Source organism: Actinokineospora auranticolor (assembly GCF_041897805.1).
In the GTDB taxonomy this organism is placed as follows: domain Bacteria; phylum Actinomycetota; class Actinomycetes; order Mycobacteriales; family Pseudonocardiaceae; genus Actinokineospora; species Actinokineospora auranticolor.
Map to the genome: position 1 here is coordinate 5088438 of NZ_CP154825.1, position 23982 is coordinate 5112419.

At 75.2% G+C, this 23982-nt stretch carries 2 protein-coding genes and 1 pseudogene; all 3 read right to left on the reverse strand.

Annotation, left to right across the window (positions count from 1 at the left end):
* Positions 1–9: 9 nt before the first annotated feature.
* Positions 10–4470 carry an SDR family NAD(P)-dependent oxidoreductase gene (locus tag V5P93_RS22190; protein ID WP_104478951.1) on the reverse strand — a complete coding sequence of 1487 codons (4461 nt, stop codon included), beginning with the start codon at positions 4468–4470 and terminating at the stop codon, positions 10–12.
* Positions 4467–12986, reverse strand: a pseudogene (locus V5P93_RS22195) (type I polyketide synthase); the annotation flags it as partial. The gene V5P93_RS22190 and the pseudogene V5P93_RS22195, both read right to left, overlap by 4 nt.
* 28 nt (positions 12987–13014) lie before the next feature.
* A complete protein-coding gene (locus V5P93_RS22200) occupies positions 13015–23970 on the reverse strand; it encodes a type I polyketide synthase (protein ID WP_146108003.1) in 10956 nt (3651 codons plus the stop codon).
* Positions 23971–23982: the final 12 nt, after the last annotated feature.

The window sequence follows — 23982 nt, forward strand, 5'->3', positions numbered from 1 at the left end:
CTTGAGGTGTCAGCTTCGGCCGAACTCGCTGCGCAGCAACGCGAGCAGGTCGTCGGCGTCGGCGGTGTCCAGGTCCCCGGCCGGGTTATCGTCGTCGGCCGGGTGGCCGGTGAGGCGGTCGGCCATGGCGCGCAGGCGGCCCGCGATGGGGGCGAGCGCGGTGCGGTGGGCCGGGTCGGCCGCCAGGTCGGCCAGGGTGCTCTCCAGGGTGTCCAGGTCGGTGTGCGCGGTGTCCGGGGTGGCGGCGGGGAACAGCAGCTGGTGCAGGTGCGCCGCGAGCCCGGTCGCCGTCGGGTGGTCGAACACGGTGGTGGCGGCCAGGGCGAGGCCGGTCGCGCGGCCCAGCCGGTTGCGCAGGTCCACCGCGGTCACCGAGTCGAAGCCCAGGTCCCGGAACGCCTTGTCCGCGGGCGGTGCCTCGTCCTTCCGGTACCGTAGGACCGCTGCGGCTTGGGTTGTCACCAGTCGAAGTAGGTGTTCCCCCCGTTCCGCGCGGGTTAGGCTCGCCAGTTCCCCGGCCAGGCCGGTGCTTTCCGGTGCGTGGGCGGTCGTGTCGACGAGGTCGTCGAGCAGGCGGCGCGGCCGGGCGGCGGTGTAGGCGGCGGCGAAGGTCTCCCAGTCCACATCGGCCACGGCGACGGTGTTCTCCCCGGCCGCCAGCGCCCGCCCCAGGACGCGCAGGGCCCGTTCGGGGGCCATGCCGCGCACGCCGATCCGGGCCAGGTCGTCGCCCGCCGCCATCCCGACCTCGGCCCACGCGCCCCAGGCGACCGACAGCACCGGGCGGCCACGGGCGGCGGCGAACCCGTCGAGGTAGGCGTTCGCGGCGGCGTAGGCGGCCTGTCCCGCGCTGCCCCAGACACCCGCGTTGGAGGAGAACAGGACGAACTCGTCGAGGTCGTCGAACGCGTCGTCGAGGTTGTGGGCGCCCGCGACCTTGGCCGCGCAGATCCGGGACCAGGTCTCGGGTTCGGCGTCGGCGAGCGGTTCCCGGTCGACCACGCCTGCGGCGTGGAACACCGAGCGCACGGTGGTCCCGAGCGCGTCGCGCAGACGGGCGACGGCGGCCGGGTCGGTGACGTCGCAGTCCACGACCTCGATCCGCGCGTCGAGTTCGGCGGCCAGCGCCTTGGCGGGCTCGGACGCGGTGGCGTGCCTGCCGACCAGCGCGATGTCGGTGTCGCCGCGCGCCACGAGCCAGCGGGCCAGTCGCAGCCCCACTCCCCCGGTGCCGCCGGTCACCAGCACGGTGCCGTCGCGCCGCTCGACGGGAGCCGTCGCGGTCGGTTCCGGCGACCGCGTGAGGCGGCGCGCCAGGACTCGTCCACCGCGCACCGCGAGTTCGTCCTCGGCGCCCGCCTCCCGCAGCGCCCAGCCGAGCCGGTCGGCGGACCGGGCGTCCAAGTCGACCGGGAGGTCGATCAGGCCGCCCCACTCGCGCGGGTGTTCCAGCCCGGCGACCCGCGCGAGTGCCCAGAGTCCGGTGTGGACGGGGTCGACCGTGTCGTCCGGTGCGACGGCGGCGGATCCTCGGGTGACGCACCACAGCGGCGCTTCGACGCCGCGTTCGCGCAAGGCCCGCACGAGCGTGGCCGTCGCCGCCCAAGCGCTCGGCACACCGGGTGCGGCCCAGCCGTGGGTCTCGCCGAGCAGCGAGACCACGGCGTCGGCCGGGGTCGTCGGCAGCGCGTCTCGGACGAGCGTGACGTCGCCGTCGGCGCGCAGGGCCGCCAGCACGGACTCGCCCCAGGCGTCGAGGTCGCCGTCGGGGACCACGACCCACCGGTGGGCCGGGGTCTTGGGTGCCGGTTCCGCCTCGACGGGTTTCCAGGTGACCCGGTAGCGCCAGTCGTCGGTGGCCTCCGCGACCGCCTTCACCGGGACGGCCCAGTAGTCGCGGTGGTCGAAGGCGTAGGTGGGCAACGGGACGCGCCTGCCCTCGGGGAAGGCGGCGGTCCACCGCACGTCGACGCCACGCACCCACAGTTCGGCGGCGGACCGCAGGAACCGCTCGAGACCGCCTTCGTCGCGGCGCAGCGTGCCCGCGACCACGACCGGGAGGTCCGAGATCGCCGGGACGAGCACCGGGTGCGGGCTGAGCTCGACGAAGCTCCCGAGCCCCTGGTCGACCAGGTCGTCGACGGCGTCGCGGAAACCGACGGGTTCGCGCAGGTTGCGGTACCAGTAGTCGGCGTCCAACTCCGGCCCGGCAGGCACCGTGCCGGTGACGGTGGACCGGAAGGTGACGGCGCCCGGACGCGGGTTCAGCTCGCGCAGCGCCGCGAGCAGGTCGTCCCGGATCGCTTCGACGTGCGGCGAGTGGGAGGCGTAGTCGACCGGGACCCGGCGGGCGCGGACGCCGTTGTCCTCGCACCACCGCTCGACCGCGGTCAGCGCGGCGGGGTCGCCGGAGAGGACCGTGGACGCCGGGCCGTTGACCGCCGCGACGGAGACGTCCGCCAAGACCGGGGCCAGCGTGTCGACGTCGGTGTGGACGGACAGCATCCCGCCGGTCCCGGCGAGGCGCGTGAGCAGCCGGGACCGGGTGACGACCACCCGCAGCGCGTCCTCGAGGGTCAGGATCCCGGCGACGTGCGCGGCGGCGACCTCACCCTGGGAGTGGCCGACGACGACGTCCGGGCGCACACCGTAGGCGGCCCAGAGTTCGGCGAGGGAGATCATGACGGCGCAGAGCGCGGGCTGCACGACGTCGACCCGGTCGAGCGCGTCGCGGTCCAGCACGTCGTGCAGGGACCAGTCGACGAGGCCGTCGAGCACCTCGGCGCAGCGGTCGAGGGCGGCGGCGAAGACCGGCGACTCGGCGCGCAGCTGCCTGCCCATGCCGAGCCACTGCGAACCCTGGCCGGGGAAGACGAAGACCACCCCGGCCGGGTCCTGCGCGGTGCCGGTGACGGCGTCGTCCAACGCGGCCACCGGGTCGCGTCCGATGATGACGGCCCGGTCGGGCAGGGCGGCTCGGGTGTTGGCCAGGGACCAGCCGACGTCGACCGGCGAGGCGCCGTCGACCGCCGCCGCGAGCCGCCGCGCCTGCCGCTCGATCCCGGCCGCTCCCCGCGCCGAGAGCACCCAGGGCAGCATTGAGTCCTGTGTGGACTTCCCCGGCGCCGGTTCGGCGGGGACTTCTTCGAGGATCACGTGCGCGTTGGTGCCGCTGACCCCGAACGAGGAGACCCCGGCCCGCCGGGGTCGGTCGAGGTCGGGCCACGGGCGAGCGGCGGTCAGCAGGGCGACCTCGCCGCCGCTCCAGTCCACGTGCGGGGTCGGTTCGTCGACGTGCAGGGTGCGGGGCAGGGTGCCGTGCCGCATCGCGCCGATGACCTTGAGCACCCCGGCGACCCCGGCGGCGGCCTGGGTGTGCCCGAGGTTGGACTTGACCGAGCCCAGGTAGAGCGGTTCGGCGCGGTCCTGGCCGTAGGTCGACAACAGCGCTTGGGCCTCGATCGGGTCACCGAGGGCGGTGCCGGTGCCGTGCGCCTCCACCAGGTCCACATCGGACGGTGTGAGGCCCGCGTCGGCCAAGGCCAGTTCGATCACCCGGCGCTGCGCGGGCCCGTTCGGCGCGGTGAGGCCGTTCGAGGCGCCGTCCTGGTTCACCGCCGTGCCACGGACCACGGCCAGGATCTCCCGGCCCGCGCGGCGGGCGTCCGAAAGGCGTTCCAGCACCAGGACGCCGACACCCTCGCCCCACCCGGTGCCGTCGGCGCCCGCGGCGAACGCCTTGCAGCGCCCGTCGTCGGCGAGCGCGCCCTGGCGGCCGAACTCGGCGAACATGTCGACGGTCGCCATGATCGTGGCGCCGCCGACCAGGGCCAACGCGCACTCGCCCCGGCGCAAGGCCTTGACCGCGAGGTGCAGGGCGACCAGGGACGAGGAGCACGCGGTGTCGACCGTGGCCGCCGCCCCCTCCAGCCCCAGCGCGTAGGCGATCCGGCCGGACAGCACCGCGGCGGCGTTCCCGGTGGCGAGCAGGCCGTTCAGCTCGGGCACGCCCCGCACCCGCTGGGCGTAGTCGTGCAGGCTCGACCCGAAGTAGACGGCGGTCGCGGATCCCTTGAGCGACAACGGGTCGATGCCCGCCCGCTCCAGCCCCTCCCACGAGCACTCCAGCGCGAGCCGCTGCTGCGGGTCCATGGCCAGCGCCTCGCGCGGGGAGATCCCGAAGAACTCGGCGTCGAACCCGGCGGCCCGGTCGAGGTAGGCCCCCGGCCACGCGTCCCCGACGGCCCACCCCCGGTCGCCCGGCGGCGCCCCGACGGCGTCCACCTCCCGGTCGACGAGGTCCCACAACGCGTCGGGCGAGTCCACCCCGCCGCCGAAGCGGCAGCCTGCGCCGACGACGGCGATGGGCTCGCCCGCCCTGCCGTCGTGCTCGCGCCGCAGCCGCTCGTTCTCCCGCAGCGCCGCGCGCAGCGCCTCGACGAGCTTCGCCGATCCGTCCGACACGGTCACCGCTGGTCCCCTAACGCGAGTCGGATCAGTTCTTCCGCGTTCATCGCCGCGAACTCGTCGTCCAGCGACCCGGGGCCGGTCTCGGGGACGGGCTCGCCGAAGGAGACCCGCACCTCGCCGCCGGTGGCCGGGAAGCGGCGGTTCAGCTCGTCGGCCAGCGCGACCGGGGTCGGGTAGTCGAACACCAGGGTCGCGGGCAGGTCGAGGCCGGTGGCCTCGGTGAGGCGGTTGCGCAGCTCCACCGCTGTCAGGGAGTCGAAGCCGAGGTCGGTGAACCGCTGCCGCGGGATGACCACGTTGGCCGACCCGTGGCCGAGCACGGAGGCCGCGGCGGCGCGGACCCGGTGCAGCAGCAGCCGTTCGCGGTCGGCGGGCCGCAGGTCGACGAGTTCGGGCTCGGCCTGCTCGGGGTCGGGTTCGGCGCGGGTGACCAGCCGGTCGAACAGGGCGCTCGGCCGGGTCTCGGTGTGCCAGGTGGCGAACCGGGACCAGTCGAGGTCGACCACGGTCAGCGCGTGTTCGTCGCCGTCGAGCACTTGGCCGAGCACGTCGAGGGCCTGGTCCGGGCGTAGGGCGGTCATGCCGGCGCGGGCCATCCGCCGGGTGACCGCGGCGTCGGCGGCCATCCCGCCGTCGGGCCAGGGTCCCCAGCCGACCATGGCGGCGGGCAGGCCGCGCGCGCGGCGGTGCTCGGCGAGCCCGTCGAGGTAGGCGTTCGCGGCGGCGTAGTTGGCCTGCCCGGCGTTGCCCCAGACGGCGGCGACCGAGGAGAACAGGACGAACCGGTCGAGGTTCGAGGTGAGCCGGTGCAGGTTCCACGCCCCGACGGCCTTCGGCGCCAGCACCGCGTCGAGCTGATCCGGTGACATGGTCGCGAGCACGCCGTCGTCGAGCACGCCCGCCGCGTGGATGACCGCCGACAGGTCGGGGACGGCGTCGAGCACCTCCCGCAGCCGGTCCGCGTCGGCGACGTCGCAGGCCTCGACGGTGATCTTCGCGCGGTCCCGCAGCGGCGCCACCCACTCGGGCTCGCGACCGGTGCGGCCGAGGAGCAGCACGTGCTCGGCGCCCCGGTCGACCAGCCACCGCGCGACGTGCGCTCCCAGGGCACCCGTGCCGCCCGAGACCAGGACGGTTCCTCTCGGCGTCCACGGTGACCCCGTGCGGGGCGCGGGGGCCGGGAGGATGCGTCGGGTGTAGGTGCTGTGGGCTCGTAGCGCGGTCTGGTCTTCCGCATCGGGTGCGGAGAGGGTGTCGCAGAGGCGGTCGAGGTGGTGGTCGGCGGGGGCGGCGGGTAGGTCGACCAGGCCGCCCCAGTGGTGCGGGTACTCCAGCGCGGCGGTGCGTCCGAAGCCCCACAGGGGAACGCGGGCCGGATCGCTGGTGGTCGGTCCGGCCGCGTCACGGGTGACGCACCAGAGGCGGGTCGTGAGTCCCGCGTCGCCGATGGCTTGCAGGAGTGTCATCGTGGCGGTCAGGACCGCCAGGTCCGGGGCCGCGTCCGGGGAGTCGGCCAAGGCGAGCAGGGACAGCACACCCGCGAAGTCCCCGTCGAGGTCGCGCAACTCCGTCGCCAGTCCCGCGCGGTCACGGGCATCGAGCGTTGTGACGGCGAAGCCGCGAGCGGCCAGGGTTCGGAGTACGCGACCGGTCAGGGCAGTGGGCGCGGCGGGGAGGACGACCAGCCAGTCACCGGGGGATGTGCTCGGTGCGGCGGGGGTGGTGGGCAGCCACTCGGCGCGGTACCGGAGGTTGTCGAGGGGCGAGGTCGCCCGGTTGTCGTGCCAGCCGGCCAGGGCCTTGAGGATTTCGGGGAGGGTGGCCGTTTCGGCGACGCCGAGTTCGGCGGCGAGGTGCCGGGGGTCCTGTCGGTTGACGACGTCCCAGAACGGGGAGTCCGACGCGGTCGGGGTGGTCGGGTTCAGCCAGAAGCGCTGGTGCCGGAACGGGTAGGTGGGCAGGTCCGCGTGGCGGGTGGTGGCCGGGAAGAGCGCGGACCAGTCGACGGTGCCGCCCGCCGTCCAGTGGTGGGCGAGACCGGCGAGCACGGCGTGGTCCTCGGGCACCGCGGGGTCGGCCAGGGCGGCCAGCGTGAGGTCGGGGGCGAGTTCGCGGATCGCGGGCGAGAGGGCGGGGCGGGGGCTGATCTCGATCACGGTGTCGGCGACGCCGGTGCGCGCGGCGGTGGCGACGCCCTCGGCGAAGCGGACGGTGTCGCGGATGTGGGTGACCCAGTAGCCGGGGTTGGTGAGTTCGTCGGTGGCGAACTTGCCGGTCACGTTGGAGATCACCGGGATGGCGGGCGCGTGGTAGGTGAGCCCCTCGGCCACGCGGCGGAAGTCGTCGAGGATCGGGTCCATCAGCGCGGAGTGGAAGGCGTGGCTGACCGCGAGGCGCTTGGTCCGGCGATCGGGGAAGTGTCCGATGAGGACGGAGACCGCCGACTCGGCGCCGGACACGACGACGGAGTGCGGGCCGTTGACCGCGGCGATGGCGACCCCGGCGGGCAGCAGCGGCGCGACCTCCTCCTCGGTGGCGGTCAAGGACACCATCGCCCCACCCGGCGGCAGCGAGGCCATCAACCGCCCCCTGGCCGCGACCAAGGCGCACGCGTCGTCGAGCGACCAGAGCCCGGCGACGTGGGCGGCGGCCAGTTCGCCGATGGAATGGCCCAGGACGGCGGCGGGCCGCACTCCCCAGGACTCGATCAGGCGGTAGAGGGCGACCTGGTAGGCGAAGAGCGCGGGCTGCGTGTACTCGGTGTCGTCGAGGTTCTCGCCGGTGGCCGCGGCGTGCGCGACGGGCAGGTCGAACCGGGCGCACACCTCGTCGAAGACCTCGGCGAACACGGGGAACCGGGCGCGCAGTTCCCGCCCCATGCCCGCCCGCTGCGAGCCCTGACCGGAGAACACGATCGCGGGCCGCCCCGCGCTGTCCGCGTAGCCCCGGACGACGGTCGTACCGAGCAGGACGGCGCGGTGGTCGAACGTCGAGCGACCGGTGGCCAGCGACCACCCGACCTCGGTGGCGGACCCGGGAACCCTGGCCATCCGGCCGATCGAGGCGTCCAGCGCCTCCCCGGTCTTGGCGGACAGCACCCAAGGCGCGACCCCGGCTCCCGCTTCGGCGGGCCCCTCGACCGGCGGGCCCTGCTCGAGGATCACGTGGGCGTTGGTGCCGCTGAGCCCGAACGCGGACACCCCGGCGCGGCGCGGCCGGTCCACGTCCCAGGCGCGCGCGGAGGTCAGCAGCTCGACCGCGCCCGCGTCCCAGTCCACATGCGACGATCGGGTGCCTGCGTGCAGGGTCGCGGGCAGGACGCCGTGCCGCATGGCCTCGACCATCTTGATCACGCCGATCACGCCCGCCGCGGCCTGGGTGTGGCCGAGGTTCGACTTCAGCGATCCCAGCCACAGCGGCTGTCCCGCCCGGTCCTGGCCGTAGGTGGCGAGCAGCGCACCGGCCTCGATCGGGTCGCCGAGGCGGGTGCCGGTGCCGTGCGCCTCGACGGCGTCGACGTCGGCGGCCCGGAGTCCGGCGTCGGCCAGCGCGCGGCGGATCACCCGCTGCTGCGCGGGGCCGTTCGGCGCGGTCAGGCCGTTGGAGGCGCCGTCAGAGTTGACCGCGGTTCCGCGCACCAGCGCCAGCACCGGGTGCCCCAGCCGCCGCGCGTCCGAGAGTCGTTCCACGGCGACGAAACCGACGCCTTCGGACCAGCCGGTGCCGTCGGCGTCGTCGGAGAACGCCTTGCACCGCCCGTCCGGTGCCAGCCCGCCCTGGCGTTCGAACTCGCCGAACGCGCCGGGGGTCGTCATGACCGTCACACCACCGGCGAGCGCCAGCGCGCACTCCCCCCGGCGCAGCGCCCGCACCGCCTGGTGCAGCGCGACCAGCGACGAGGAGCACGCCGTGTCCAGCGACACCGCGGGTCCCTCCAGCCCGAGCGCGTAGGCGATCCGCCCGGACGCGATGCCCTGGGCGGAGCCGGTGAGCAGGTAGCCCTCGGTCTCGGGGGTCGGTTCGTGCAGGCGCGGGCCGTAGTCCTGGTGGCTGAGCCCGAGGAACACCCCGGTCTCGGTGCCGCGCAACGAGGTCGGGTCGATCCCGGCGCGCTCCAGCGCCTCCCAGGCGCACTCCAGGGCCAGCCGCTGCTGCGGGTCCATGGCCAGCGCCTCGCGGGGCGAGATGCCGAAGAACGCGGCGTCGAACCCGGCGGCGTCGTCGAGGAACCCGCCGAGACCGGTCAGCGCGGGGTCCCAGCCGCGGTCGACGGGGAACGGCCCGAGCACCGAGCCGCCGTCGGCGACCAGCTCCCACAGCTGCCCGGGGCCGGTGATGCCACCCGGCAGCCTGCACGCCATCCCGACGACCGCGATCGGTTCGTCCGCGACGGCGGTCTCGATCACCTCCACGACCTGGTCGGCCAGGAGGTGGTCGACCAGCCTGCGCGGGGTCGGGTAGTCGTAGACGGCGGTGCTGGTGATCGGCAGGCCCGAGGCGGCGCGGAAGCGGTCGCGGAACTCGACGGCGGTCAGCGAGTCGAACCCGAGGTCGCGGAACGGCCGGTCCATCTCGACGGCGGTCGCGTCCGGGTAGCCGAGCACGGCGGCGACCTGGGCGCGCACGAGCGCGGCCACCGCGTCGGGGGTCAACTCGACCGTGCCGGTGGTCTCGGGTTCGGGGAGCAGCGGGGCGAACAGGCGGGCGAGGCCCACGACATCGAACACGCCCGCGAGCCGGGGCCAGTCGACGTCGGCGACGACGCTGTGCCGGAGCCCGTGGTCGACCGCGCGGCCGAGGGCGGCGATGGCGGTGTCGGGGTCCATCAGCCGCAGGCCCCGGTCGGTCAGCAGGCGGGCGATGCCGTCGGCGGCGGCCATCCCGCCACCAGCCCACGGTCCCCAGGCGACGGAGGTGCCGGTCAGGCCGAGGTCGCGGCGGTGCGCGATGAGGCCGTCGAGGTAGGCGTTGGCGGCGGCGTAGGCGGCCTGGCCCGCGGCTCCCCAGACGGCGGAGACGGAGGAGAAGACGACGAACAGCTCCACGTCGCCGACGGCCTCGTGCAGGTTCCGCGCGCCGTCGACCTTGGCGCGGGTCCCGTGTTCGAAGGTGTCGCGGTCGAGGTCGGCGAGCGGGACGTCCGCCACCACACCGGCGGTGTGCACGACTCCGCGCACCTCGGGGAGTCCGGCGACGAGCGCGCGCACGGCCGCCGCGTCGGCGACGTCGCAGGCGACGACGTCGATGGTCACGCCGGGCAGGTCGGCGCGCAGGGCAGCGGCCGTGTCCCGGCCGGAGCGGGTGACCAGGACCAGCCGCGTGACGCCGCGCCCGGCCAGCCAGCGCGCGACCCGGGTGCCGAGCGCGCCGGTGCCGCCGGTCACGATGACCGTGCCGCCCGCGAGGCGCGGCGGCCGGGCGGCGCCTTCCACCCGCTGGACGCCGAGCCTGCGGGCGAGCACGCCGTCCGCCCGCACGGCGAACTCGGTGTCGTCGAGGCCCGCGGCGAGGACGTCGGCCACCGCGCGCCACCGGTCTCCGTCGATGTCGAGGACACCGCCCCAGTGGGCGCGGTGTTCGAGGCCGATCACCCGGCCGAGGCCCCAGAGGGCGGAGCCGGTCGGGGACGAGCCGGTGGTGGCCAGCCAGAGGGTGGAGCCCGCCTCGATCACGGACCGCGCGAGGGTGACCGCCGACCAGAGCGCGTCGGCCGGGTCGGCCGTGCCGTCGAGCAGCGCCACCACGCCCGTGGGCGCGTCTCCCGGCATGAGGCCATCGCGAACGACGACGTCGGCGCCGCGCGCGGTCAACGCCTCGACGCACGTCGTGGGGTCGATGCCGTCGCCTGCCACCACGATCCAGGTGCCCGTCAGGGAGCCGTCTGCGGGAACCTCAAGGGGTTCCCAGGTCACGTCGTAGCGCCAGTCGTCGCCGGTGTCGACCGGGGGCGCGGGCCAGAAGCGGGTGCGCTGGAACGGGTAGGTGGGCAGGTCGATCGCGCGCGGCGCGGCGCCGTCGAAGGTCCGCGACCAGTCGACCTCGACGCCGCGGGTCCACAGCGCGCCGACGCCCGCGAGGACCGCGCGGTCCTCGCTGATCCCCCGACGCGCCAGCGGAACCACGGCGGGCTCCTGGATGACCGGGGCGAGGACCGCCTTCGGCCCGATCTCCACGACGGCGTCCGCGTCGAGTGCCGCGACGCAGTCGGCGAAGCGGACGGTGGCCCGCACGTGCCGCACCCAGTACTCGGGGTCCGTCAGCTCGGTGGAGACGAGCCCACCGGTCACATTGGACAGTACCGGCACGGTCGGTTCGTGGTAGGTCAACCCTTCGGCGACTTCGCGGAACCGCGCCAGCATCGGGTCCATGAGCGGCGAGTGGAAGGCGTGGCTGACCGGCAGCCGCTTGGCGCGGCGGTCGGCGAAGTTCGCGACCACGTCCGCGACCTCGTCCTCGTCCCCGGAGACCACCAGCGCGCGGGGACCGTTCACCGCCGCCAGCGACACCCCGGCGGTCAGGTGCGGGAGCACCTCCTCCTCGGTGGCCTCCAACGCCACCATCACTCCCCCGGCCGGGAGTTCCCCCATCAACCGCCCGCGCGCCGCGACCAGCGCGACCGCGTCGTCCAGGGACCACACCCCGGCCAGGTGGGCCGCCACGACCTCGCCGATCGAGTGCCCGAGCAGCACCCGGGCCCGCACTCCCCACGACTCCAGCAGCCGGTAGAGCGCGACCTCGTACGCGAACAGCGCGGCCTGCGTGTACCCCGTGCCGTCCAGTCCCTGCCCGGAGATCATCGCCTCCGCGACCGGGATCCCGAACTTCCCGCACACCTCATCGAGAACCGCGGCGAACACGGGGAACCGCGACCGCAACTCCTGGCCCATCCCGGTCCGCTGCGAGCCCTGACCCGCGAAGACGACCGCCAGCCGTCCCCCACCCGTGGCTTTACCCCGGACCGCAAGCTCACTCAGTCCCGCGACCAGTTCGTCCCGCGAGTCCCCCACTACGACAGCACGTTCCGCCAGCGCGCCCCGCGTGGTGGCCAACGACCACCCCACGTCCCCCGCTGAGCCGGGCCATGCGGCCAGCCGGTCGGCATGGGCGCGCAACGCGTCGGCATCCTTCGCCGACAAGACCCAAGGAACAACAACGTCTCCCACACTGTCCACAGTGTTCGGATCGGGGCCTTGTTCGAGGATCACGTGCGCGTTGGTGCCACTGATCCCGAACGACGACACCCCGGCCCGGCGCGGCCGGTCGACCTCCCACGGCCGCGACTCGGTCAGCACCCGAACGGCCCCGGACTCCCACGCCACGCGCGTCGACGGGGCGACCACGTGCAAGGTCCGGGGCAGCACCCCGTGCCGCATGGCCTCGACCACCTTGATCACGCCCGCGACCCCGGCCGCCGCCTGGGTGTGGCCGATGTTCGACTTCACCGACCCCAGCCACAGCGGTTCCGCGCGCCCCTGCCCGTAGGTGGCCAGCAGCGCCCCGGCCTCGATCGGGTCGCCCAGCCGCGTACCCGTCCCGTGCGCCTCCACAGCGTCCACATCGGACGCCTGGAGTCCCGCGTCGGCCAGTGCCCGGGTGATGACCCGTTGCTGCGCGGGCCCGTTGGGGGCGGTCAGCCCGCTGCTCGCCCCGTCGGAGTTCACGGCCGACCCGCGCACGACGGCCAGCACCCGGTGCCCGAGCCGTTCGGCGTCGGCGAGCCGTTCCAGCACGAGCACGCCCGCGCCCTCGCCCCACCCGGTGCCGTCCGCGTCGTCGGAGAACGCCTTGCACCGGCCGTCGGCCGCCAGCGCGCCCTGGTGGGCGAACTCGGCGAAGACCCCGGTGGTCGCCATGATCGTGACGCCGCCCGCCAGGGCCAGCGAGCACTCGCCCGAGCGCAGCGCCCGCGCGGCGAGGTGCAGTGCCACCAGCGACGACGAGCACGCGGTGTCGACCGTCACCGACGGTCCCTCAAGGCCGAGGAAGTACGACACGCGGCCCGACAGCACGCTCGCCGCGTTGCCGGTGGCGACGTGCCCCACGACGTCGTCCGCCGCGGCGGAGGCGGTCAGGTGCGCGGGGTAGTCCTGCCCGTTGGTGCCGAGGAACACGCCCGTGTCGCTGCCGCGCAACCGGTCCGGGTCGACCCCGGCACCCTCCAGGGCTTCCCAGGCGACCTCCAGCGCGACCCGCTGCTGCGGGTCCATGGCCAGGGCCTCCCGGGGCGAGATGCCGAAGAACCCGGCGTCGAAGTCGGTCGCGTCCGTCAGGAACCCGCCGAGCACCCCCGACAGGCCCGCCGTGTCCCACCCCCGGTCGGCGGGGAACCCGGTCAGCGCGTCCGTCCCGCCCGCCACCAGCTCCCACAGCCGGGCCGGGCTGTCGGCGCCGGGGAAGCGGCAGGACATGCCGACGACGGCGACCGGCTCGGGTCGCCGCTCGGTCAGCTCCTTGATCCGCGTGCGGGCCCTGTGCAGGTCGGCCGTGACGCGCTTGAGGTAGTCGCGCAGCTTGTCCTCAGACACTGGTGTCCTTCCCGCCCCGCTAGGCCGTGCCGAGCTCGTTGTCGATGAAGGCGAAGATCTCGTCGTCGTCCGCGGTGACCAGCAGGTCGTCCACACCGTCGGCGCCCGGTGGTGGCGCGAGCCGGTCGAGCAGGCCGCGCAGCCTGCCTGCGAGGGCGTCGCGGTCGGCGCCGGGGAGGCCGTCGACCAGGGCGTCGAGGTCGGCCACCGCGGCCGCGACCGGGTCGGCGGCCGGGAACACGTCGGTGGCCAGGTGGTCGGCGACGGCGCCCGGGGACGGGTGGTCGAAGACCAGCGTGGTGGTCAGGGTCCGGCCGACCGCGGTGCCCAGCCGCTGCCGGAACTCGACGGCGGTGAGCGAGTCGAAGCCCTGGTCGAGGAACCCGGTGCGGGGCGCGACGGCGTCGCGGTCGCCGTGGCCGAGGACGGCGGCGGCCACGTCGAGGACGAGCCGCAGCAGGTGGGCGCGCCGGTCGTCCCCGGTGAGCCCCGCGAGCCCGGCCAGCCGGTCCTCGACGACGACCGGCCGTGGGGCGAGGCGGGCGAACAGCGGGTGCGGCACGACGTCCGGGCCGGTGAGGTCGAGCGCGGCGGGGACCAGCAGCGCGTGGTCGGTGTCCTGGCAGCGGTCGAACAGCCGCAGGCAGTCGGCGGCGGCCATGGGGACGACGCCGAAACGGGCGAGCCTGCGCCGGTCGTTGTCGTCGAGCCGGTCCCCCATGCCCGCCTGCCAGAGTCCCCAGGCGAGGGCGAGCGCGGGACGCCCCTCGGCGCGGCGGCGGGCGGCGAGCGCGTCGACGTAGGCGTTGGCGGCGGCGTAGTTGGCCTGTCCGGGGCCGCCGACCAGGCCCGTGAAACCGGAGCACAGGACGAACTTGGACACCGGTAGGTCCCGGGTCAGCTCGTCGAGGTTGGCCGCGACCACGGCTTTGGCGCGCAGGACCCGGTCCAGCCGCTCCGGGGTGAGCCCGGTGAGCACGCCGTCGTCGAGCACCCCGGCGGCGTGCAGGACCCCGGTCAGCGGGTACTCGGCCGGGATCGCCGCGAGCACCGCGGCGAGCACGGCGCGGTCGGCGGCGTCGCAGGCCACGACCTCGGCGGCGCACCCGAGTTCGGCGAGTTCGGCGGTCGGGTCGGGGGTGCCGCTCCGGCTGAGGAGCAGGAGGCGCCGGACGCCGTGGGTGCGGGCGAGGTGGCGGGCGAACTCGCGGCCGAGCGCGCCGGTGCCGCCGGTGATGAGGACCGTGCCGCCCTGTTCCCACGGGGTGCCGGGGGTGCCCGGTCGGGCCTGGACGAGGCGCGGGGCCAGCCAGCGGCCGTCGCGCAGGGCCAGGTGGGTCTCGGTGGTGGTGAGGTCCGGCGGCGGGTGCGGGGCGTCGGCCAGCAGGACGCGGCCGGGGTGCTCGGACTGGGCGGCGCGGACCAGTCCGACGACGGCGGCCTGGTCCGGGTCGGTGTCCGCGCCGTCGAGGAGGACGACGATCCGCGCGGTGGACGAGGTGAGCAGGTCCCGCAGCCGTTCCAGGGCGTGGGTGACGTCCCGGGGGCGCAGGATCTCGGTGTGCCCGGCGCTTGCGCGGGGGTCGAGCGCCACCGGCTGCCAGTCGACCGTGAGGATCGGGGTCTGGGTGGTGGCGGTGGGGGTGTCGAGCCAGAAGCGTTCGCGCTGGAAGGGGTACGTGGGCAGGTCGACTGGGTGGGGTCGGGTGCCGTCGGCGGTGATCACGGCGGTCCAGTCGACGTCGGCGCCGTGCACGTGGAGCGCGGCGGCGGCCGTCAGGACGGCGGTCACCTCGGGGCGGGACCGGCGCTGCGCGGGCGTGACCAGCAGCGGCCGGTCGGCAGCGGAGGCGACGGCCGGGGTGAGGACGGCGTCGGCGCCCACCTCGATGACGCGGGTGACGCCCCGGTCCAGGAGCCCGGAAACGCCATCGGCGAAGCGGACGGCGGCGCGGACGTGCCGGACCCAGTAGTCGGGGTCGGTCAGGTCGGCGAGGTCACCGGTGACGTTCGACAGCACGGCGAGTGTGGGTGGGTGGTAGGTGAGGCGCTCGGCGACCGCGCGGAACTCGTCGAGCATCGGGTCCATGAGCGGCGAGTGGAAGGCGTGGCTGACCGGCAGCCGCTTCGCGCGCCGCCCGGTGAGCGCGGCGACGACGGCGTCCACCTCGGCCTCGACACCGGACACGACGACCGCGCGCGGCCCGTTGACCGCCGCGATCGACACCCCGTCGGTCAGCAGCGGCGTGACCTCGTCCTCGCCCGCCTCGACGGCGACCATCGCGCCGCCCGCCGGGAGCGCCCCCATCAGCCGCCCGCGCGCGGCGACCAGCGCGCACGCGTCGTCGAGGGACCACACCCCGGCCACGTAGGCGGCCACGACCTCGCCGATCGAGTGTCCCAGGAGGACATCGGGGCGGATTCCCCACGAGTCGAGCAGCCGGTGCAGCGCGACCTCGAAGGCGAACAGGGCGGCCTGGGTGTACTCGGTGTCGTCGAGCCGTTCGCCCGAGGCCACGGCGTCGGCGACCGGGATCGCGAACTTCCCGCACACCTCGTCGAAGGCCGCGGCGAAGACGGGGAACCGGGCGCGTAGTTCCTGGCCCATGCCCGTCCGCTGCGAGCCCTGGCCGGAGAACAGGAACGCGGTGCCGCCGGGCAGCGGCTCGTCGGCGGTGATCACCGAGTCGGTGGTCCGGCCCGCCGCCAGTGCCCGTAGTCCACGGGTGAGGTCGTCGCGGTCCGCGCCGAGCACGACCGCGCGGCGCGGCAGTCCGGCGCGGGACCTGGCCAGCGTCCACGCGCCTTCGGCCACTCCGGCCGCCGAGTCGGCGAGCCCGGTGGCCAGCTCCCGCAACGCCGTCGGGTCGGCTGCCGAGACCGGCCAGGGCAGGATACCCACTTCCTCCACAGTGGACTCATCGACGGCAGGCGCCTGTTCGAGGAGCACGTGGGCGTTGGTGCCGCTGATGCCGAACGACGACACCCCGGCCCGGCGCGGACCGTCGAACTCCCACGGCACCTCGGTGTCCAGCAGGGAGATCCCGCCCCGGGACCAGTCGATGTGCGCGGAGGGCTTCTCGGCGTGCAGGGTGCGGGGCAGGACGCCGTGCCGCATCGCCTGCACCATCTTGATCACGCCCGCGACCCCGGCCGCCGCCTGCGCGTGCCCGATGTTCGACTTCAGCGACCCCAACCACAGCGGCCGGTCGCCGTGCTCGCGGCCGTAGGTGGCCAGCAGCGCCCCGGCCTCGATCGGATCCCCGAGCCGCGTCCCGGTTCCGTGCGCCTCCACAGCGTCCACATCGGACGCCGCGAGTCCCGCGTCGGCCAAGGCCCGCCGGATCACGCGCTCCTGCGACGGGCCGTTCGGCGCGGTCAGGCCGTTCGACGCGCCGTCGGAGTTCACCGCCGAACCCCGCACCACCGCCAACACCCGGTGACCGGCCCGGAGCGCGTCCGAGAGCCGTTCGACGACGAGCACGCCCACGCCCTCGGACCAGCCGGTCCCGTCGGCGGCGTCGGAGAACGCCCGGCACCGCCCGTCCGGCGCCAGCCCGCCCTGGCGCGCGAACTCCACGAAAGCGCCCGGGTTCGACATCACGGTGACACCGCCGGTCAACGCCAGCGAGCATTCGCCGCGCCGCAGCGCCTGCACCGCCATGTGCAACGCGACCAGCGACGACGAGCACGCCGTGTCCACCGACACCGCCGGGCCCTCGGTGCCGAGCGTGTAGGCGACGCGGCCGGAGACGACGCTGGGCGCGGAGCCGGTGAGCAGGTAGCCCTCGGCGTCGGCGGCGGGCTCGTGCGCGCGGGGCCCGTAGTCCTGGTGGCTGACCCCGAGGTAGACGCCGGTCGGGGTGCCGCGCAGCGACCCCGGGTCGACGTGCGCGCGCTCCAGGGCCTCCCACGCGCACTCCAGCACGAGCCGCTGCTGCGGGTCCATGGCCCGGGCCTCGCGCGGCGAGATCCCGAAGAACCCGGCGTCGAACTCGGCCGCGTCGTGCAGGAAGCCGCCCGCGCCGGTCAGGGCCGGGTCCCAGCCGCGGTCGGTCGGGTACGGGCCGATGCCCTCGCCGCCCGCGGCGACCAGGTCCCACAGGTCGTCCGGCGAGGTGATCCCGCCGGGCAGGCGGCAGGCCATGCCGACGATCGCGACCGGTTCGTCGGCGGCGGCCCGGACCTCGACGCGCTCGGGTTCGGTGTCGGCGAGCAGGGCGAGGAGGTGGTCGGCAGCGGCCTCGGGGGTGGGGTGGTCGTAGACGAGGGTCGCGGCCAGGTTGAGTCCGGTGGCGGCGGACAGGGCGGTGCGGAACTCGACAGCGGTGAGGGAGTCGAAGCCGAGTTCCTTGAACGGGCGGATCGGGTCCACGGAGCCGTGGCCGAGGACGGCGGCGGCCTGGTCGCGCACGATCTCGGCGACGATCCGGCGGCGCTCGCCGTCCGGCGCGTCGGCCAGCCTGCCGGTCAGGGAGGCGGTGGGGGACGTGGTGAGGCGTGCTTGGTCGACGTCGGCGATCACGGTCAGCGCGGGGCCGAAGGCGCGGTCGAGGGCGCGCAGGGCGGAGTCGGGGGCCATGGGGGTGATGCCGTCGCGGCGGAAGCGGCGGGCCACGGCGTCGGCGGCGGCCATGCCCTCCCCCGCCCAGGGGCCCCAGGCGATGGCGGTACCGGGGAGGCCGCGGGCGCGGCGGTGGGCGATGAGGCCGTCGAGGTAGGCGTTGCCCGCGGCGTAGGCGGCTTGGCCGCCGTTGCCGATGACCCCGACGATGGAGGAGAACACCAGGAACAGGTCGAGGTCGTGGTCTCGGGTGGCCTCGTGCAGGTTCCGACCGCCGACGGCCTTCACGCGCACGACCTCGTCGAAGTCGTCGCGGGTGAGGTTGGCGAGTGTGCCGTCGCGCAGTACTCCGGCGGCGTGCACGACACCGCGCAGCCCGGTTCCGAGGTCGTCGACGAGCCGCTGGACGGCGTCCGGGTCGGTGACGTCGCAGGTGGCGGCCTCGACGCCGGGGATGGGGTCGGTGAGCACGCCGCGTCGACTGGCCAGAACGACCCGTGCGGCGCCCCGGTCCAGCAGCCAGCGGGCGAGGTGGCGGCCGAGCGCGCCGGTTCCGCCGGTCACCAGCACGGTTCCGCCCGTGAGGTCCGGCGGCGCCTGGGCCGGGGCCGCGCGCACGAGTCGACGGGTGAACGCGCCGGAGGACCGCACCGACACCTCGGACTTCCCAGCGGCCAGGACGTCGACGACCCGGGGCAGGCAGTCGTCGTCGGCCACGTCGACCAGACCGCCCCAGGCGGCCCCGAGTTCCAGCGCGGCGACCCGTCCGAGTCCCCGCAGCCCCGCCGAGACCGGCGACTCGCCCCGGGTCACGCACCACAGCGGCGCGTCGAGCCCACGCACGAGCGCGGCCAACTCCCATAGACCGTCCACATCGGACTCGTGCCAGCCGAGCAGCGCGACCACACCGGTCACCCCGTCGGCGTCCGGGTCGACGACCGCGGCTCCGCGTTCGGCCAGCTCGGCGCGCAGCCGGGCGGCCCACTCCGGCGGGCAGCCCGTGCCCGCGACGACCGCCCACGCCCCGGCCAGGCGTCCGGCGGGCAGGTCGATCGGTTCCCAGGTGACCTCGTGGCGCCACGCGTCCACGTCGTCACCCGGCCAGAACCTGTTGCGCTGGAAGGGATACGTCGGCAGGGCCACGCGGTGCGCGCCGAGCCCGTCGAACACCCGCGCCCAGTCGACGGCCACGCCCCGCACCCAGAGCCTGCCCACGCCGGTGAGCACGGCGGCGTCCTCGTCGAGGGAGTCCCGGACCAGCGGCGCGGGGGCAAGGTCGGCCAGCGCGCCGCTGAGCACCGCGCGCGGGCCCAGTTCCGCGACCGCGTCGACCCCGAGCGCGGCCACACCGTCGGCGAACCGAACCGGTTCGCGCACGTGCCGGACCCAGTACTCCGGGTCCACCAGCTCGTCGGTGGCCAACCGGCCGGTGACGTTCGAGACGATCGGGATTCGCGGAGTCCGGTAGGTCAGATCCCGGGCGACCGCGCGGAACTCGGCCAAGATCGGGTCCACCAGCGGCGAGTGGAACGCGTGGGACACGGTGAGCCGCTTGGTCCGGCGGCCCCGCCGCGTCCAGTGCGCGGCCAGCGCGAGCACCTCGTCCTCCGCGCCGGAGAGGACAACGGCGCCGGGGCCGTTGACGGCGGCGATCGCGACGAGCGGGGTGAGTTGGGGCGCCACCTCGTCCTCGGTCGCCGCCACCGACACCATCGCCCCGCCGGGCGGCAGCTCCCCCATGAGCCGCCCGCGCGCGGAGACCAGCGCGCACGCGTCCGCGAGTGACCAGACGCCCGCCACGTGGGCGGCGGCGATCTCGCCGATGGAGTGTCCGATGAGGACATCGGGCCGGACACCCCAGGATTCCAGCAGCCGAGCCAGCGCGACCTGGTGGGCGAAGAGCGCGGCCTGGGTGTTTCGGGTGTCGGCGAGGCCGTGGCCGGTTGCGGTGACCTCGGCGAGTCCGGGGGCGAAGTGGGAACGGATCTCGGCGAGGTGCTCGGCGAAGACCGGGAACCGCTCGGCCAGCCGTGAGCCCATCCCGGCCCGCTGCGCACCCTGCCCGGGGAACAGCAACGCGAACCTGGCGGTGCCAGTAGCGCGCCCGCGAATCGGTGTGGCGGCGCGGAAGTCGTCGGTGCCGATGAGCACGGCTCGCTCGTCCAGCGCCGCGCGGGTCGTGGCCAAGGACCAGCCGAGGTCGACCGGGGAACCGGTGGTCGCTGTCAGGCGGGAGATCTGGGTATCGAGCGCCGCGCTGTCACGGGCGGCGAGTACCCAGGGCACGGTCGCCACCACCGGTTCGGGCCGCGGCGGACTCACCGGGGCTTCCTCGAGGATGAGGTGCGCGTTGGTGCCGCTGATCCCGAACGAGGACACCCCGGCGCGGCGCGGGCGGCCGAAGTCCCACGGCACCTCGGCGCGCAGGAGTTTGACGCCGGACCACTCGACGTGCGAGGTGGGGGTGTCGGCGTGCAGGGTGCGGGGCAGGACGCCGTGCCGCATCGCCTGGATCACCTTGATCACGCCCGCGACCCCGGCCGCCGCCTGCGCGTGCCCGATGTTCGACTTGAGCGACCCCAACCACAGCGGCTGACCGGCGCGGTCGCGACCGTAGGTGGCGAGCAGGGCCCCGGCCTCGATCGGGTCGCCCAGCCGCGTGCCGGTGCCGTGCGCCTCCACAGCGTCCACATCGGACGCAACGAGTCCTGCATCGGCTAGAGCCCGGCGGATCACGCGTTCCTGTGACGGGCCGTTCGGCGCCGTCAGGCCGTTCGACGCGCCGTCGGAGTTCACCGCCGACCCGCGCACGACCGCGAGGACCTCGTGCCCGTTGGCGCGCGCGTCCGACAGCCGTTCCAGCACCAGCACGCCGACGCCCTCGGACCAGCCGGTCCCGTCGGCGTCGTCGGAGAACGCCTTGCAGCGCCCGTCGGCGGCCAGTCCGCCCTGGCGGCCGAACTCGACGAACATGCCCGGGGTGGACATCACGGTGACACCGCCCGCGAGGGCCAGGGAGCACTCGCCCCGGCGCAGCGCCTGCGCGGCCCAGTGCAGCGCGACCAGCGACGACGAGCACGCGGTGTCCACCGACACCGCCGGGCCCTCGGTGCCCAGGGCGTAGGCGACGCGGCCGGAGACCACGCTCGGCGAGCCGCCGGTCAAGGCGTGGCCGCGCTGCTCGTCGGTGACGTCGTTGAGCGGCGCCAGGTAGTCCTGACCCATGACACCGGTGAACACGCCGGTGTCCGTGCCGCGCACGGAAAGCGGGTCGATACCCGCGTGTTCCAGCGCCTCCCACGAGCACTCCAGTGCCAGGCGCTGCTGCGGGTCCATGGCCAGGGCCTCGCGCGGGGAGATCTCGAAGAAGTCCGCGTCGAAGTCGGTGGCACCGTTGAGGAACCCGCCGACGCCGGTCGCCGACCAGCCCCGGTCGGTGGGGAACGGGCCGATGCCCTCCCGGCCCGCCGCGACCAGCGACCACAGGTCGTCCGGGCCGGTCACGCCGCCGGGCAACCGGCACGCCATGCCCACCACGCACACCGGGTCGTCGTCGGCGGCCATCACGGGTGCCGCGACGACTTCCGGGGCGCCGTCGAGCAGGACGGCGAGGCGTTCGGCGACCGCGTTCGGGGTCGGGTGGTCGTAGAGCAGCGACGACGGCAGCGCCAGGCCGGTGGCGTCGGCGAGCCGGTCCCGCAGCTCCACCGCGCCGAGCGAGTCGAAGCCGAGGTCGCGGAACCGGCGGCGGGGGTCGACGTCGTCGGGGTCGGTGTGGCCGAGGACGTGGGCGACGTGCGCGCGGACGGCGTCGAAGACCTGCCCGGGGCGGAGAGTCGTCGCGGTGTCCTCGCTGGGGGTTTCGGTTGGTGTGTCGTGGAACAGGGAGTGCGTGCGGCGCTGGAACGGGTAGGTGGGCAGCGGGGTCCGGGCTTTGCCGAGGAGGGCGGGCCAGGTGATGTCCGTGCCGGAGACGTGCAGGTCGGCCAGGGCGCGCAGGGTCGACCGGAGTTCGGCGTCCGGGGCGCGCAGCGGGGTGGCGCGGACGGAATCGGACCCGACCAGGCCGGTGAGGGTGGCGCCCGGCCCGACCTCGACGAACCTGGTGACGCCCGCCTGCCGCAGGGCGGTGAGGCCGTCGTGGAAGCGGACGGCGTCGCGGGCGTGGCGGACCCAGTGGTCCGGGGTGCTCAGCTCGCCGGGGGCGGCCAGGCGGCCGAGCGAGGTCGACACGACCGGGATCGCGGGCTCGGCGTAGTCGAGGCGGGCGGCGACCTCGGCGAACTCGGCCAGCATCGGGTCCATGAGCGCGGAGTGGAAGGCGTGGCTGACCTTCAACGTCGTCGTCTTGCGGCCACGCGCGGCGAACTCGGCCACGACCCGCGCCACCGCGTCGGCCGCCCCGGAGACGACCACGGAATCCGGCGCGTTGACCGCCGCCACGTCCACCCCGGTGCCCGCGACCTCCGCTTCCGACGCCTGCACGGCCGCCATCGCGCCACCCCGGGGTAGCGCGCCCATCAACCGGCCCCGGGCGGCGACCAGGGCGCAGGCGTCGGGGAGGGACAGCACCCCGGCGAGGTGCGCGGCGGCGATCTCGCCGATCGAGTGGCCGATCAGGTAGTCCGGTTCGACCCCGAAGTGGCGCAGGGTGGCGGCGGTGGCGACCTCGACGGCGAACAGCGCGGGTTGGGTGTGCGCGGTGTCGTCGAGGTCGGTGCCCGCGAGAACCAGGTCGCGCAGGGAACGGCCGAGCAGGGGGTCCAGGTGCGTTGCGACGGCGTCGAAGGCGTCGGCGAACGCGGGGAGGCGTTCGTGCGGTTCGCGGCCCATGCCGGGGCGTTGCGCGCCTTGGCCCGGGAACAGGAACGCCAGGCCGCCTCCGGTGACCTCGCCCGTGGTGACACCGGGATGGTCCTGGCCGTCGGCCAAGGCGTTCAAGAGCCGGGCCGCTTCGTCGCCGGATTCGGCGATGACGACCGCGCGGTGGTCGAAGGTGTGCCGGTGGGTGAGGGCGGCGGCGACGCGGTTCAGGTCACCGGACTCGACCGCTCCGGCGATGGCGCGGGCCTGGGCGCGCAGGGCTCGCGGGGTGTGGGCGGAGATCGTGATCGGGGTGAGCGGGAGGTCCGGGGTGTCGACGGGTCGCGGTTCCGGCGCGGATTCGAGGACCAGGTGGCAGTTGGTGCCGCCCATGCCGAAGGAGCTGACACCGGCGAGGACCGGGCGGTCCAGGGCGCCGAGTCCGGTGTGGACTGTCAGGTTGAGCGCGTCGAGGTCGATCGCCGGGTTGGGGTCGCGGAAGTTCAGGCTGGGGGGCAGCGCTTTCCGGTCGAGCGCGAGCGCGGCCTTGAGCAGGCCGACGATGCCCGCGGCGCCTTCGAGGTGGCCGACGTTGGTCTTGGCCGACCCGACCGGCAGCGGCGCGCGCCGTCCGGCGGCCCGGCCGTAGACGGCGCCGAGGGCACCGGCCTCGACGGGGTCGCCGACGCGGGTGCCGGTGCCGTGGAGTTCGACGAAGTCGAGGTCGGCGGGGTCGACGTCGGCGGCGGCGCACGCGGCGCGCAGCAGGCGGCGCTGGGCGGCGCCGTCGGGGGTGGTGTAGGTCTCGCCGCCACCGTCGTTGTTGACCGCGCCGCCGCGCACCACGCAGTAGACGTGGTCGCCGTCGGCCAGCGCGTCGGCGAGCCGTTTGAGCACGACGACCGCGCCGCCCTCGCCGCGGACGTAGCCGTTGGCGCGGGCGTCGAAGGTGTGGCAGCGGCCGTCGGGCGACAGCGCCCCGAACTCGTGCACGCCCAACGCCGTCGCGGCGGAGAGGTTGAGGTTGACGCCACCGGCGAGGGCCAGGTCCGCGCGGCCCGCGACGAGTTCCGCCCCGGCCAGGTGCACGGCGACCAGCGACGACGACTGTCCACAGTCGACGGTGAGGCTGGGGCCGGTGAGGCCGAGCGCGTAGGAGACGCGGTTGGCGAGCGCGCCGCGGTGGGCGCCGGTGAGGCTGCCGCCCGCCGCCTGGCGCAGCAGGTGGGCGTGGTCGTCGGACATGGCGCCGAGGAGCACGGCGGTGCCGTCGGTGGACCTGGGCGGGATGCCCGCGTCCTCCAGCGCTTCCCAGGCCAGTTCCAGCGCGAGGCGGTGTTGCGGGTCCATGGCGGCGGCCTCGCGCGGGGAGATGCCGAAGAAGTCGGCGTCGAAATCCGCTACCCGGTCGAGGAAACCGCCCAGCCGCACGTGCTCGTGCGCCGCCGGGTCGAGCACGCGCTCGTCGGGCCAGCGGCCCGCCGGGACCTCGGTCACCGCGTCGCCGCCGCGCGCCAGCAGCCGCCAGAACGCCGCCGGGTCGGGCGCGGCGGGCAGCCTGCACGCCACGCCGACCACGGCGACGTCCGCGCTGCGGGGTGCTCTCATCGACGCCACGGC